The following is a 13,070-nucleotide window of genomic DNA, read 5'->3' as shown; positions in this document are numbered from 1 at the left end:
AAGAAGCAGGGGAGACTCTGCTTTTTTATTTATGAAAAAAGTTTTCAATCTTCTGACTTCCCGTTACAATAAAGGAATACATAAATTGAAAAGAGACGGAGGAATGCATCATGAAGTTTTTAGTTGTCGGAGCTGGGGGAGTGGGCGGATATATTGGCGCGCGTCTTGCAGAAAAGGGAAATGACGTTACGTTTCTCGTCCGTCAGAAGCGGGCGGAACAATTAAAAGAGATGGGATTGACCGTCAAAAGTGCAAATGGTGATGTTTCAATCAAGCCGAAATTAATGATGGCGGGCGAAGAAGGAGCATTTGACGCCGTTATCATCGCTTCAAAAGCGTATTCTTTGGAGGACGTCATTCGGGATGTCAAACCGTTTGTCAAACCTTCGTCGGTCATTCTTCCTTTTTTAAACGGATACAGGCACTATAACCAGCTGTTTGAAGCTTTTTCAAAACGGCAGGTGCTGGGCGGCCTCTGCTTTATTGAGAGCGCCCTTAACGACAAAGGGGAAATTCTTCATACGAGCGCTGCCCACCGCTTTGTTTTCGGTGAATGGAACGGGGAGCGCACAGAACGTATGAACGAGCTGGAAAACGCATTTGCAGGCGTGAAAGCGGATGTCATCATCAGCGGGGATATTGAAAAGGACATTTGGAAAAAATATATGTTTATTGCCGCGCAGGCGGGAGTGACCACTCTGTTTCAACAGCCGGTCGGACCGATTTTAGAAACAGAAGGCGGCCGCAGCACGGCAAAGCGCCTCTTTGCCGAAATCGGAGCCATTTTCAAGGCTGCCGGCATCCCGAAAGATCCTGGTCTGGAAGAAGAGAGTTATCGCACATTGACAAGCATGTCTTACCATATGAAATCGTCGATGCTGAGAGATATGGAAAAGGGCAGGGTGACGGAAGGTGATCATTTACACGGCTTTTTGCTTGAGAAAGCGAAAGGCTTGTCAATTGATACACCTGTTTTGGAAACCGTCTGCGCCAACTTGCAAATGTATGAAGCGAAATAAAAAAGGAGGCCTGATCGCCTCCTTTTTTTATTAAAATGCCCAGTTTCCGTTTCTGAAGATCGGTTCTCTTTTCCCGTCCGCGGTAATACCGTCGATATTCATGTCTTTGGAACCGACCATAAAATCTACGTGTGTAATGCTTTCATTTAAGCCCTCTTTAACAAGCTCTTCCCGTGTCATTTGTTTGCCGCCCTCAATATTAAAGGCATACGCACTGCCGATCGCCAAGTGGTTAGAGGCGTTTTCATCGTACAGTGTGTTGTAAAATAAAATATTTGATTGTGAAATCGGTGAATCGTACGGCACTAAGGCCACTTCACCGAGATAGTGTGAGCCTTCATCGGTTTCGACGATGCCTTTTAAAATCTCCTCGCCTTTTTCAGCTTTCACATCGACAATGCGGCCGTTTTCAAAGGTAAGAGTGAAGTTATCAATAATGTTGCCGCCGTAGCTCAGCGGTTTCGTGCTGGAAACCGTGCCGTTCACCCCGTCACGCTGCGGAAGGGTGAAAACCTCTTCTGTCGGCATGTTGGCCATGAATTCGTGACCGCTTTCATTCACGCTTCCCGCGCCTGCCCATACATGTTTTTTCGGCAGTTCAATGGTTAAGTCTGTTCCTTCAGCCTGATAATGCAGGGCGCTGTAATGTTTTTTGTTCAGGTGTTCCACTTTTTCATGAAGATTTTGATCATGTTTTTTCCATGCTTCCACAGGGTTTTCTTCATTTACGCGGGTCGTTTTGAAAATTTCTTCCCATAAAAGCTGAACGGCTGTTTCTTCCGGCTGATCCGGGAACACTTTTTTCGCCCAGCCTGTTGAAGCAGCTCCGATCACCGTCCAGCTGACCTTATCTGATTGAATATATTGTCTGTATGTATGCAATGCTTTTCCGGCGGCTTTTTGGAACGCTGCAATCCGTTTGCCGTCAGTGCCTTTTAACAGGTCGGGGTCGGATGAGACGACAGAAATAAACGCAGCCCCTTTTTTCGCGAGCTCTTCTTTTCCTTTTGCTTCCCATTCAGGATACTCTTCAAACGCTTCAAAAGGTGCCATCTCGTATTTTAATCTGGACAGTTCATCGTCCTGCCAATTTACGGTGACGTTTTTTGCGCCTTTTTCATAAGAATGTTTGGCAAGCAGTCTGACAAGTTCCCGGACATCAGTTGAGGCATTGATTACGACATGCTGTCCTCTTTGGACATTGACGCCGACTTCTACCGCCAGCTGAGCATATGTATTTAACTTTTCAGTAAACGAACTCATCGTTCATTCCTCCTCATCGGTTTTTCTCATCATATCAAATAACGCCTCATAAAGGAAAGAAAGGAGCACAAACGAAAAAGACACAGCTTTTGCTGCGTCTTTACGGGTGATTCAGTTTTACGGCGCCGCCGGCCGGAGAATGGGGCATATTGGCCAGTGAAATGCTCATACCCCCCAAAATAATTCCGCTTAAAATGACGGCTACTGCTACGCGTCTTCCCACATCTCTAAGCATATGCTTCCTCCTTAATGTTTCTCCAGTTCTCACAATATGAGCCGGCCGGAGAAAAAAGAAGCACAATCTTATTATTTAATCGCTTTTTGCAGCTTGTCGATGACGTCTAATGAACGCCCAGTGCCGATAGCCACTGATTCAAGCGGATTTGCCGCCAAATGAACGGGAACGACGATTTCATCTGTCAGCCATTCTTTCATCCCGTTTAAAAGGGAGCCTCCGCCGGTTAACACGACGCCGCGGTCAACGATATCACCGCTGAGCTCCGGCGGACAATCTTCAAGCGTCGCTCTGATCGCTTCAAGAATATGCAGGAGCGACTCACGCATCGCGTGCTGAATTTCATTAGACTGCAGTCTGATTGTCTTCGGCAGACCGGTTACAAGGTCACGCCCGCGGATTTCCATCGTTTCCGGCACATGTTCGATCAATGCAAATCCGATTTCCATTTTCACTTGTTCTGCCGTGCGTTCCCCGATCAGCAGGTTGTATTTTTTTCTGACGAACGAGGCGATATCTTCATCAAGCTGGTCGCCGCCGATTCTGATCGAATGGCAGGATACGACTCCACCGAATGAGATGATGGCGACTTCAGTCGTACCGCCGCCGATATCTACGACGACGTTTGCGACCGGCTCGTCAACAGGGAGGTCGGCCCCGATTGCAGCGGCTACAGGTTCTTCAATCAAGTGAACGTTTTTCGCTCCGCAGTTTTTGACAGCGTCACTGATGGCGCGGCGTTCAACGGCTGTTGAGCCTGAAGGCGTGCAGACGACGACATTCGGTTTGCGGAAGGTCATTCCGATTTTTTTTCCGGCTTTTTTCATAATGTGTTTTAATAAGTCAGTTGTCATATCATAATCAGCAATGACACCGTCTTTCATCGGCCGTACGGCGACGATTTTCCCCGGCGTCTTTCCGATCATGCTTTTGGCATCCGTTCCGATGGCAAGCACCGCTTTCGTTGTTGTATCTACAGCGACAACGGAAGGCTCGTTTAAAATAATACCTTTATTTTTACTGTAAACAAGTATATTAGCGGTTCCTAAGTCGATTCCGATCTCAGTTGATTGAAACATGTTTTCACCCAATCCCTATCCTGATTTAATTGATTCTACATTTAAAGTTTCTGAGAAAAACCACGATTTTTGGGGGTTTCCGCCGGGAATGAAATGTTTTTGTAAAAAAGGAGGGAAAGTCTGTATCCCGTATTTCAAAAGGCTTTTTTTCTGTAAAAAACATTCATTTCCGGATGCTGAGAAACTTTTGCTCCGTTCCTTTCGTCTACGTTTATGAAGGATTTTCCTTGGACATAAAGAAGAGACATTAAAGGAAGTAGGGGATTTCTATGAAATCAATTGGTGTAGTAAGAAAAGTAGACGAACTCGGGCGTATTGTCATGCCGATTGAATTGAGAAGAGCATTGGATATCGCTATTAAAGATAGTATTGAATTTTTCGTTGACGGAGACAAAATTGTCTTAAAAAAATACAAGCCGCACGGCATTTGCTTAATGACCGGGGAAATTACCTCCGAAAATCAGGAGTACGGCAACGGCAAAATTATTTTAAGTCCTGAAGGAGCGAAAATGCTGCTTGAGGAAATCGAGGAAGCGTTAAAAGATAGATCATAATCAGCAAAAAGGGCGGGGCATTATTCCGTCCTTTTATTATGAACTTGTGCAAAAACTCACGGGAAAAGTAAGCGAACCTGCTCAATTAATTGGGAATAGTTATCATTTTTTAGTCAATAATGCAGTCAACAATGTTACAATATATGTAGAAATGCTAGCGGCAGGTGGGACTATGGGAAAATATCAAGCGCGTATCATTTCCTTAATCTTGGCAATGATTTTTATTATGTTTTGGGATTATTTATTTTATATGATTGAACGGAATCCGATTAACTGGCCCGTTGACATCACCTTTACCGCCGTCACATTAATCAGCGTCTGGCTGCTGGCTTATTATGTGGACAATAAAAAGCAGCTGCTGGCGGAGCTGAAGGACAGCGAGCAGAAAGCAAAGGCGCTTTCAGATGAGAAAAACCGGATCATGGACAATTTGCAGGAAATCGTTTTTCAGACGGATTCACAAGGGAATATTACATATTTGAATCAGGCCTGGACGACGATTACGGGCCACTCCATCAGCGAATGTATGGGCACGATGTATAATGATTATTTTATAAAAGAAAAACATATCATTGATTATATTATCTCCCAAATCAAGCAGCAGTCCCCGTCAGGAATGTTTACGGCCAAATATATTAAAAGAGACGGCACGATTTTTTGGGGGGAAGTCCATTATAAGCTGTATTATGACCGCAGACAGAAATTTGTCGGGAGCCTGGGGACGATGTCTGATATCAGTGAACGGAAAAAAGCGGTCGACGAGCTTCTGGAAACGAACGAACGCCTTGCCATGCAATCTCAAAAGCTGGCCATTGCCGGAGAGCTTGCGGCAGGAATCGCCCATGAAGTAAGAAATCCTTTAACGTCAGTCAGCGGCTTTCTCCAGCTGATGAAAGCCCAGTATCCGGAAAGAACGGATTATTTCGATATTATTTTTTCGGAGATTAAAAGGATTGATCTCGTGCTGGGGGAGCTGCTTCTGCTCGCCAAGCCGCAGACCGTGACGTTTACCGCTCATCATCTCAACCATATTTTAAGGCAGGTGGCGACGCTTCTTGACACGAACGCGGTGCTGTCAAACACTGTGATTGAGAAGGATTTCAGGCAGACTGAGTCCTGTATGGTCAACGGTGACGAAAACCAGCTGAAACAGGTATTTATCAATATTATTAAAAATGCGATTGAAGCGATGCCTGACGGCGGGAATATTCATATTTATACAGAACGGGATGAAGAATACGCGGTGATCAGCATACAGGATGAAGGAAACGGCATGTCGAAAGAAAAGCTTGAAAACATCGGCAAACCGTTTTTCTCAACAAAAGATCAGGGAACGGGTCTCGGGCTTCCGATTTGTTTACGAATTCTGAAGGAGCATAATGGTAAACTTAACATTAAGAGCAAAAATGGAGAAGGCAGTACGTTTCAGGTGATTCTGCCGTTAGAAGCGGCTGCTGTCCAAAAGGAGGAAAAATAACTTGCTTCTTTTTGTATACGGTTTGTTACGGAAGCGTGAAGAAAACCATGAACTGCTGAAAGGCGCTCCGTGTGTGTGCGAGCAGGCCGCGATAAACGGTGTGCTGTACGAAACGGATAAAGGTCAGCCTGCGGCGTCTTTAGCAGAAACAGCTTTTGTGTACGGGGAATTGTATGAAACAGATCATCAGATGATCCGTAAGCTGGATATGTATTATGCTGATTTTGACCGGAAAGAGGTTGCCGTGACGACGGATGCCGGGAATAAAACCGCCTTCGCATATGTCGTAAAGCCCGACCAGTGTGCCTCATTCAGCCGTATCAAAAGCGGAGACTGGAAAGAATACCGTTTTATGAAACGGGAGGATGACAGTCCGGTTTATTATTTTGCTTACGGCTCCTGTATGGACAATGCCCGGTTTAAACAGGCGGGAGTCGACCACTTTTTTGCCGAGCCGGTCGGAGGGGCGGTTGTTGAAGGATATTCGACGAGATTCACGTTAAGGCGTCCTGACGGTTCCAGAGCCGATCTTGTTGAAGACGGGGGACGAACTGAAGGCGTGCTGTACAAGCTCCCGTTTGAAGCGGCAACCTATCTGTACAAAAGAGAAGGTGTTGATAACCACACATACCGTCCCGCGTTCATAGAAGTGTGTGCCGGCGGCCGTGTATACAGAGGCGTCCTGACGTTTCTGGTTCTTGATAAAGCTGAGGAAATTGCGCCTCCGGGTCACTATCAGGAAGAAATCGAACGCGGAGCGGACCTGTATTTATCACCCGCCTTTTCAGAAAAGCTTAAACGCTATATGAACTCATTGCCGAAAATGTGATACTATTCCTATTAGAGATATTGTTTAAAGGAGTACTGTTATGAGAAAAGAGTTTGCCGTTATCGGTCTCGGACGCTTCGGCGGAAGTATTTGCAAAGCATTAAGTGAAGAAGGCCTTGAGGTCATGGCGATGGATATTGATGAAGATAAAGTAAATGAATACGCCAAAATCGCATCACACGCGGTCATCGGCGATTCAACCGATGAATCGGTGCTGAAAAACTTAGGGCTGCGCAACTTTGATCACGTCATTGTGGCAATCGGCGAAAATATACAGGCGAGCATTTTAACGACGCTGATCTTAAAGGAACTCGGCGTGAACACGATCACGGTTAAAGCGCAGAACGATTATCATGAGAAAGTGCTTGCGAAAATCGGGGCCGATCACATCGTCCACCCTGAACGTGACATGGCAAAACGCATCGCCCACAACATCGTATCAAATAATGTGCTTGATTATTTGGAGCTGTCCGACGAACACAGCATTGTGGAGATCGTGGCCAACAGCAGGCTTGCGGGCAACACACTGCTTGATCTGGACATCCGGGCGAAGTACGGCATTAATATCGTGGCGATCAAGAGAGAAAAAGAAGTGATCGTATCTCCGCTGGCGACTGAAATGATTCAAAAAGAAGATATTCTCATCGTTATCGGCTCTCTTACGGACATTTCCCGATTTGAAAAAAGAGTGCTTCATACAAAGTGAAAAGCCGTCCGTAAAAGGACGGTCTTTTATTATGTCAGAATAGAAAGACATTTATCATGTAAGCGGTATATTCTGCAATTTTTATTGACTATGATCAGGCGATCCGATAGCATATTGTACCATATAAAGAAAAAGAGGAGGCCTCATTTTGAACAAAGAAACACTGGCTGAACGGCTGAATGCATCAGCCGGCAGACAAAAAGCCGATACCGTCATTAAAAACGGAAAAATCATGGATGTATTTAACCAGGAATGGATCTCTGCAGATATCGCCATTACGGACGGAGTGATCGTCGGGCTGGGCGAATATGAAGGGGAAGAAGTCATTGATGCAGAAGGCCAAATGATCGTTCCGGGCTTTATTGACGGACATGTTCATATCGAGTCCTCTATGGTTACTCCGATTGAATTTGCTAAAGCCGTCCTCCCTCACGGAGTGACTACTGTCATTACTGATCCTCACGAAATTGCGAATGTTTCCGGAGCAAAAGGCATTTCATTTATGATAGAGCAGGCGAAAAAGGCGCCGCTGAACATCCGTTTCATGCTTCCTTCCTGTGTTCCCGCCGCTAGCTTTGAACGCTCAGGAGCTGTATTAAAAGCCGAGGATTTAAAGCCTTTTTATCAGGAGAAAGAGGTGCTCGGGCTTGCGGAAGTAATGGATTATGTGTCTGTTGCGGAAGGTGAAGAGGATATGCTTCAGAAACTGCTTGATGCCAAGCGTCACGGAAAACGGATCGACGGGCATTTAGCCGGACTGTCTTCAGATATCATCAATATATACAGAACCGCAATGGTGTCAAATGATCATGAAGTGACGACAAAAGAAGAAGCGCTGGACAGAATCAGACGGGGAATGTACGTCATGCTGCGCGAAGGATCGGTGGCAAAAAATACGCTCAATGTGCTGCCGGCGGTGAATGAAAAAAACGCGCGCCGCTTTTTCTTTTGTACGGATGATAAGCATGTAGATGATCTGCTTTCAGAAGGAAGTGTGAACCACCAAGTCAAAATGGCGATAAAGGCCGGACTTGATCCATTCCTTGCGTATCAGCTCGCCAGCTTAAATGCGGCTGAGTGCTACGGCCTTGAAACAAAAGGGGCGGTAGCGCCGGGTTTTGACGCAGATCTGCTGTTTATTTCAGATGTACGGGAGGCTGCCGTCACGAAAACCATGGTCGCCGGCCGGACCGTTGCCGAGAACGGGCGCACGGTTTATGAACAGTCTGCCGGTTCCTATTCGCCGGACCAGGCACTGTTGGATACAGTGCGGCTGAAAGCGCCGCTGACTGAATCCGATTTTCATATACCGATTCAAGAGGGCAGGAAAATGAAAGTAATCGAAATGATACCGAATCATTTGGAGACGAGAAAGAAAGAAGTGCCTGCACCGTCTGCTGACGCGTTTCGTTCTGATACAGATAATGATTTATTAAAAATCGCCGTCGCAGAGCGGCACAGCGGCGAAAAAATGATAGGACTCGGGATTGTACAAGGGTTCGGGTTAAAAGAAGGCGCCATCGCCACAACCATTTCTCACGATTCCCATAATATCATCGCCGTCGGTACAAACGATGCCGATTTGGCAAAAGCAATCAACAGGCTCCGTGACACCGGGGGCGGATTAACAGCCGTGAAAAACGGAGAATTGCTTCACTCCGTTCCGCTTCCGATCGCCGGGCTTTTGTCTGATAAGTCGGCGGAATGGGTTAATGACAGCTTGGGCGTGCTTCATGAAAAGCTTCCTTTGCTCGGATTCACCGGTGATTTCAATCCGTTTCTCACCTTATCGTTTTTAGCCCTTCCGGTGATTCCGGATATTAAAATGACGGCGGCCGGTCTGTTTGATGTCAAAGCCTTTCAGCATATTCCGCTGCAATAAAAAAACTGCACTCGTAATGAGTGCAGTTTTTTTAGACCTCCATAATGATCGGAAGGATCATCGGGCGGCGTTTTGTTTTTTCGTATAGGAACGGAGCAAGCGTATCGGTAATTTCGTTTTTAATTTCGGACCACTGCGTTGTTTTCCGATCCATTACTTTCTCCAGATGGTTCGAAATGAGCTGCTGCGCGTCATTGATCAAATCACCGGATTCTCTCATGTATACAAAACCTCTTGAGATTAAATCAGGTCCCGCCGAAACCTTAAAGTCGTCCATATTGATGCTGACAACAACGATAACAAGGCCTTCTTCTGAAAGAATGCGGCGGTCGCGGAGCACGATATTGCCGATATCACCGATTCCGCTTCCGTCAATGTAAACGGAGCCGGACGGAATTTTGCCTGCCACAGCGGCTTCTTCGCCTTTGAGGGCCAGCACTTCGCCATTATCCATGATAAAGCAGTTTTCTTCAGGTATGCCGCAATCAGTCGCGAGTTTGACGTGCATTTTCTGCATTCTGTACTCACCGTGAATCGGCATAAAGAACTTCGGTTTGATCAGGCGGAGCATTAATTTCTGCTCTTCCTGTCCGCCGTGTCCGGATGTATGAATGTCATTCAATGAACCGTGAATGACTTCTGCGCCCGCACGGTACAGCTGGTTGATGGTGCGGCTTACGCTGATTGTGTTTCCGGGTATCGGAGAGGAAGAAAAGACGACTGTATCTCCGGGATTAATGGAAATCTGCCGGTGCGTCCCGTTAGCGATGCGTGATAACGCCGCCATCGGTTCACCTTGGCTCCCCGTACATAAAATCGTTACCTTATTGGCAGGCAAACGATTGATTTCGTTATGCTCAATAAACGTATTTTTAGGACAGGTAATGTAACCGAGATTTTGTCCGATTTCAATAGCCGATTCCATACTGCGTCCGAATACGGCAACTTTTCTGCCGTTTAAAACGGCTGCTTCAATCACCTGCTGAAGACGGTGTATATTCGAAGCGAATGTCGCAAATATAATTCTGCCGTCCACTTTTCGGAAAATATCGTGAATGCTTTCGCCTACGCGGCGTTCTGACATGGTGAAATCAGGCACCTCACTGTTTGTACTGTCAGAAAGCAGGCACAAAACGCCTTCTTTCCCGATTTCAGCCATCTTTGTCAAGTTGGCCGGTTCGCCTACCGGTGTGAAATCGAACTTAAAGTCCCCGGTATGTACGATATTGCCCGGCGGTGTTTTGACGACGATTCCGTATGAATCCGGAATGCTGTGTGTCGTTCTGAAGAAGGATACAGACGTCTTGCGGAACTTCACGATGTCGTCTTCACCGATGATGTTTAATTTGGTCTGTCTTAACAGCCCGTGCTCTTCAAGTTTATTCCGAAGTAAGCCGATCGCGAGTTTACCGCCGTAAACGGGAATATTTACTTGTCTGAGCAGGTACGGAATACCGCCGATATGGTCTTCATGACCGTGGGTGATAAACAGACCTTTAATTTTATCTTCATTTTTTACTAAATACGTGTAATCGGGGATTACGTAATCAATGCCGAGAAGTTCATCCTCCGGGAACTTGATTCCCGCATCAATCAGTACAATTTCATCCTGAAACTGCACCCCGTACGTATTTTTCCCGATCTCGCCCAATCCGCCGAGGGCGAAAACGGCAGTCTGGTCATTTTTTACAAATTTCATTCCGCTCATAACTCCAATACTTTAAAATTTTCGCTCTGCTTCTCATATTCTAAAAAAGCACCGTCCACAGGCTGAACAAATTCAATGTTGTATTTCTGATCTTTCAGTTTCGTTCTGACGTCCCGTTCTGAAACGCCCTCAATGTAAAGTGAATCTGTTTTTTCCCGAACAGGTACTTCGTCAGCCTTCTCTTGATAAAATACCTTATAAATCATCCAAATCTCTCCTTAAATGCCGTATGTTAGACTCGCTTATTCTATTATATTCGAAAACGGATTATAAGGAAAGTCTCGAGCAAAAAAGGGACTTTCAAAAACCGAAAGATCCCTTCTACGCGATGACTTTTTTCCGGAGCATTCCGCCCCACTGTCTTCTGAGTTTCTTCCGTAATCGGCGCAGCATCGTATACCTCCTTTAAAGCCCTTTATAGCAGTAGTATGCGGAAAAAATGAATTTGTTTTCGTGGGTAAAACTGGAATTTGATCAAGGCGGTTTTCCGGAAGAAAAACTTTCTGTATGATGATATTGAAAAAGACACGACTGATAAACGGGAAAAAGGAGAAATTGACATGAAACCAAAACTGATCTTTTTTGATATTGACGGCACGATCTATGACCATGATAAACATATTCCCGATAGCGCAAGAAACGCCGTGACGGCGCTTAAAGAGGCTGGCCATCACGTTTTTATCGCCAGCGGAAGGTCCCCGTTTATGGTAAAACCGATTCTGGAAGAGCTTGAGATTGAATCATTTATTTCATACAACGGCCAGTATGTCGTATTTGAAGGTGAGGTCATTTATAAAAATCCTCTTCCTGAAGATGCGGTTGCGCGTTTATTAAAGCAGGCGGCAGAAGGGGAGCACCCCGTCGTATTTATGGCGGAAGACACGATGAAAACGACCGTCCCCGGACATCCGCACGTCTCGGAAGGAATCGGCAGTCTGAAAGCGCCTTATCCCGAAGTTGATGAAACATTTTATAAAGGAAAAGAAATTTATCAGCTGCTTTTATTCTGCCGCGGACATGAAGAAAAAGCATATGCCGCTTTTCCGGAGTTTGATTACGTCCGCTGGCATGAATTGTCCACGGATGTGCTTCCGAAAGGCGGTTCAAAAGCGGAAGGCATTAAAAGAGTGCTTGAGCGGCTTCCGTACGGCGTAAGTGACACTTATGCATTCGGCGACGGACTAAATGACCTTGAGATGATCCGTTTTGCCGGCACCGGGGTGGCGATGGGAAATGCGGTTCCGGAATTAAAAGCTGCCGCCGATTTCGTCACAAAGCCGGTGGATGAAGAGGGAATCAGCTGGGCCGTCAAAGAACTGGGCCTTTTGAAATAAAGAAAACCGGCACTTTGGGAAGTGCCGGTTTTTTTTAACGGTCAATGGCAATGGCGTTTTCAGGTTCTTTGAACGGATCTTCTTTATCGATATGGTCGTAAAACATCACGCCGTTCAGATGATCGATTTCGTGCTGAAACACGATGGCCGGAAAACCTTTGAGGCGGATGTCAATCTGTTCTCCTTCAAGCGTCACCGCCTTCACGCGGATGCGGGCGTAGCGCGGCACATAGCCGGGAATGGGTTCGTCTACCGACAGGCAGCCTTCTCCGCTCGTCAAGTAGCTTTTTTCCACTGAGTGGCTGACGATTTTAGGGTTAAAAAGAGCATAGCTGTATAAAGTGCCTTTCGCATCTTCTGCATGGACGGCGATCATCCGTTTTTTTACGTCTGTTTGCGGAGCGGCAAGACCGACGCCCGGACGAAGGTTGTATTTCTCGGCTAATTCAGGATTTTGGCTGTTTTTCACAAACTCAATCATATCAGCAAGATGCTGTTTTTCTTCGTCAGAAGCGGGAAGCTGAACCTCTTCAGCGATCTCTCTGAGCGCGGGATGTCCGTCGCGTACAATATTTTCCATAGTAATCAAGAAACTTCACTCCTAAAGCTTAATATGTAAATTATAGCGAATTTCTTTATCGCGGCGCAACGAAACAATTGGCCGGCCATAGCAGGCCGGCCGATTTTCATGGTGTATAAGGTCAGCAGCCGCAGCCTAAATAAGCGGCACCGACGATGATTAATAAGATAAACAATACGACGATTAATGCGAATGTGCGGCCATATCCGCCGCCGCAGCCATAACCGTAACCGCCATAACCGTATCCGCCGCCGCAGCAACCGCCGCCAAATCCGCCGCCAAATCCATATCCGTACATAAAAAAACCTCCTCTTTTAATTACGCTGACCCTTTGTCAGCAGGGCCGGCGTCTACTATAAACTATGTAAAAGCCAAAAAGATGTATGGTCATCCGCCCTGTTTTC

General features: G+C 46.2%; 14 protein-coding genes. 7 read left to right on the top strand and 7 right to left on the bottom strand.

What is annotated here, in order from left to right:
* Positions 1 to 110 precede the first annotated feature (110 nt).
* Positions 111 to 1,019 (top strand): ketopantoate reductase family protein, encoded by a 909-nt coding sequence (locus MJQ52_RS03915; protein ID WP_094246977.1) that lies wholly within the window; start codon positions 111 to 113, stop codon positions 1,017 to 1,019.
* A 30-nt stretch (positions 1,020 to 1,049) separates the two neighbouring features.
* Here MJQ52_RS03915 and MJQ52_RS03910 read toward each other — a convergent pair whose 3' ends face one another.
* The 3 genes from MJQ52_RS03910 to mreBH all read right to left on the bottom strand — a co-directional run bounded on the left by MJQ52_RS03910 (position 1,050) and on the right by mreBH (position 3,596).
* Positions 1,050 to 2,282 (bottom strand): aminopeptidase, encoded by a 1,233-nt coding sequence (locus MJQ52_RS03910; protein ID WP_070081754.1) that lies wholly within the window; start codon positions 2,280 to 2,282, stop codon positions 1,050 to 1,052.
* Between the two features lie 100 nt (positions 2,283 to 2,382).
* The gene (locus MJQ52_RS03905; RefSeq protein WP_003154559.1) at positions 2,383 to 2,517 is read right to left on the bottom strand and encodes a protein YkpC; all 135 of its coding nucleotides are present in this window, start codon (positions 2,515 to 2,517) and stop codon (positions 2,383 to 2,385) included.
* A gap of 71 nt (positions 2,518 to 2,588) precedes the next feature.
* The gene (gene mreBH / locus MJQ52_RS03900; protein ID WP_003154558.1) at positions 2,589 to 3,596 is read right to left on the bottom strand and encodes a cell shape-determining protein MreBH; all 1,008 of its coding nucleotides are present in this window, start codon (positions 3,594 to 3,596) and stop codon (positions 2,589 to 2,591) included.
* Between the two features lie 269 nt (positions 3,597 to 3,865).
* Here mreBH and MJQ52_RS03895 point away from each other — a divergent pair, with 269 nt between their 5' ends.
* From MJQ52_RS03895 to ade, 5 genes are all read left to right on the top strand, one after another.
* Positions 3,866 to 4,150 carry an AbrB/MazE/SpoVT family DNA-binding domain-containing protein gene (locus tag MJQ52_RS03895; protein ID WP_024085249.1) on the top strand — a complete coding sequence of 95 codons (285 nt, stop codon included), beginning with the start codon at positions 3,866 to 3,868 and terminating at the stop codon, positions 4,148 to 4,150.
* Positions 4,151 to 4,322: 172 nt separating this feature from the next.
* Positions 4,323 to 5,627, top strand: a complete 1,305-nt coding sequence (locus tag MJQ52_RS03890; protein ID WP_014304932.1) for an ATP-binding protein — start codon at positions 4,323 to 4,325, stop codon at positions 5,625 to 5,627.
* Between the two features lies 1 nt (position 5,628).
* The gene (locus MJQ52_RS03885) at positions 5,629 to 6,456 is read left to right on the top strand and encodes a gamma-glutamylcyclotransferase (RefSeq protein WP_077722153.1); all 828 of its coding nucleotides are present in this window, start codon (positions 5,629 to 5,631) and stop codon (positions 6,454 to 6,456) included.
* 40 nt (positions 6,457 to 6,496) lie between these two features.
* Positions 6,497 to 7,162 carry a Ktr system potassium transporter KtrC gene (gene ktrC / locus MJQ52_RS03880; protein ID WP_003154554.1) on the top strand — a complete coding sequence of 222 codons (666 nt, stop codon included), beginning with the start codon at positions 6,497 to 6,499 and terminating at the stop codon, positions 7,160 to 7,162.
* A 148-nt stretch (positions 7,163 to 7,310) separates the two neighbouring features.
* Positions 7,311 to 9,044, top strand: a complete 1,734-nt coding sequence (gene ade / locus MJQ52_RS03875; RefSeq protein ID WP_265210133.1) for an adenine deaminase — start codon at positions 7,311 to 7,313, stop codon at positions 9,042 to 9,044.
* 31 nt (positions 9,045 to 9,075) lie between these two features.
* On the opposite strand, the gene rnjA is transcribed toward ade, so the two are convergent.
* Together rnjA and MJQ52_RS03865 are read right to left on the bottom strand one after the other, a co-directional pair.
* Entirely contained in the window at positions 9,076 to 10,743 is a 1,668-nt protein-coding gene (rnjA, locus tag MJQ52_RS03870; RefSeq protein WP_007409649.1) for a ribonuclease J1, read from the bottom strand.
* Between the two features lie 5 nt (positions 10,744 to 10,748).
* Positions 10,749 to 10,958, bottom strand: a complete 210-nt coding sequence (locus MJQ52_RS03865; RefSeq protein ID WP_003154548.1) for a DNA-dependent RNA polymerase subunit epsilon — start codon at positions 10,956 to 10,958, stop codon at positions 10,749 to 10,751.
* A 354-nt stretch (positions 10,959 to 11,312) separates the two neighbouring features.
* Here MJQ52_RS03865 and MJQ52_RS03860 point away from each other — a divergent pair, with 354 nt between their 5' ends.
* A complete protein-coding gene (locus MJQ52_RS03860; protein ID WP_003154546.1) occupies positions 11,313 to 12,086 on the top strand; it encodes a Cof-type HAD-IIB family hydrolase in 774 nt (257 codons plus the stop codon).
* A 34-nt stretch (positions 12,087 to 12,120) separates the two neighbouring features.
* On the opposite strand, the gene def is transcribed toward MJQ52_RS03860, so the two are convergent.
* Both def and MJQ52_RS03850 read right to left on the bottom strand, forming a co-directional pair.
* Positions 12,121 to 12,675 carry a peptide deformylase gene (def, locus tag MJQ52_RS03855; RefSeq protein WP_071391889.1) on the bottom strand — a complete coding sequence of 185 codons (555 nt, stop codon included), beginning with the start codon at positions 12,673 to 12,675 and terminating at the stop codon, positions 12,121 to 12,123.
* 112 nt (positions 12,676 to 12,787) lie between these two features.
* The gene (locus tag MJQ52_RS03850; RefSeq protein WP_032862645.1) at positions 12,788 to 12,964 is read right to left on the bottom strand and encodes a YjcZ family sporulation protein; all 177 of its coding nucleotides are present in this window, start codon (positions 12,962 to 12,964) and stop codon (positions 12,788 to 12,790) included.
* Between the last annotated feature and the right edge of the window lie 106 nt (positions 12,965 to 13,070).

Source organism: Bacillus sp. jun7, from assembly GCF_051034795.1.
Taxonomy (GTDB): domain Bacteria; phylum Bacillota; class Bacilli; order Bacillales; family Bacillaceae; genus Bacillus; species Bacillus velezensis.
The sequence above is the reverse complement of the archived record's forward strand: the minus strand, read 5'-3'. Positions and strand labels throughout refer to the sequence as shown.

What these genes read in the sequence shown, in the direction of transcription:
- MJQ52_RS03915 (WP_094246977.1), top strand. Translation starts at nt 111, where the DNA reads ATGAAGTTTTTAGTTGTCGGAGCTGGGGGAGTGGGCGGATATATTGGC.
- MJQ52_RS03910 (WP_070081754.1), bottom strand. Translation starts at nt 2,282, where the DNA reads ATGAGTTCGTTTACTGAAAAGTTAAATACATATGCTCAGCTGGCGGTA.
- MJQ52_RS03905 (WP_003154559.1), bottom strand. Translation starts at nt 2,517, where the DNA reads ATGCTTAGAGATGTGGGAAGACGCGTAGCAGTAGCCGTCATTTTAAGC.
- mreBH (WP_003154558.1), bottom strand. Translation starts at nt 3,596, where the DNA reads ATGTTTCAATCAACTGAGATCGGAATCGACTTAGGAACCGCTAATATA.
- MJQ52_RS03895 (WP_024085249.1), top strand. Translation starts at nt 3,866, where the DNA reads ATGAAATCAATTGGTGTAGTAAGAAAAGTAGACGAACTCGGGCGTATT.
- MJQ52_RS03890 (WP_014304932.1), top strand. Translation starts at nt 4,323, where the DNA reads ATGGGAAAATATCAAGCGCGTATCATTTCCTTAATCTTGGCAATGATT.
- ktrC (WP_003154554.1), top strand. Translation starts at nt 6,497, where the DNA reads ATGAGAAAAGAGTTTGCCGTTATCGGTCTCGGACGCTTCGGCGGAAGT.
- rnjA (WP_007409649.1), bottom strand. Translation starts at nt 10,743, where the DNA reads ATGAAATTTGTAAAAAATGACCAGACTGCCGTTTTCGCCCTCGGCGGA.
- MJQ52_RS03865 (WP_003154548.1), bottom strand. Translation starts at nt 10,958, where the DNA reads ATGATTTATAAGGTATTTTATCAAGAGAAGGCTGACGAAGTACCTGTT.
- MJQ52_RS03860 (WP_003154546.1), top strand. Translation starts at nt 11,313, where the DNA reads ATGAAACCAAAACTGATCTTTTTTGATATTGACGGCACGATCTATGAC.
- MJQ52_RS03850 (WP_032862645.1), bottom strand. Translation starts at nt 12,964, where the DNA reads ATGTACGGATATGGATTTGGCGGCGGATTTGGCGGCGGTTGCTGCGGC.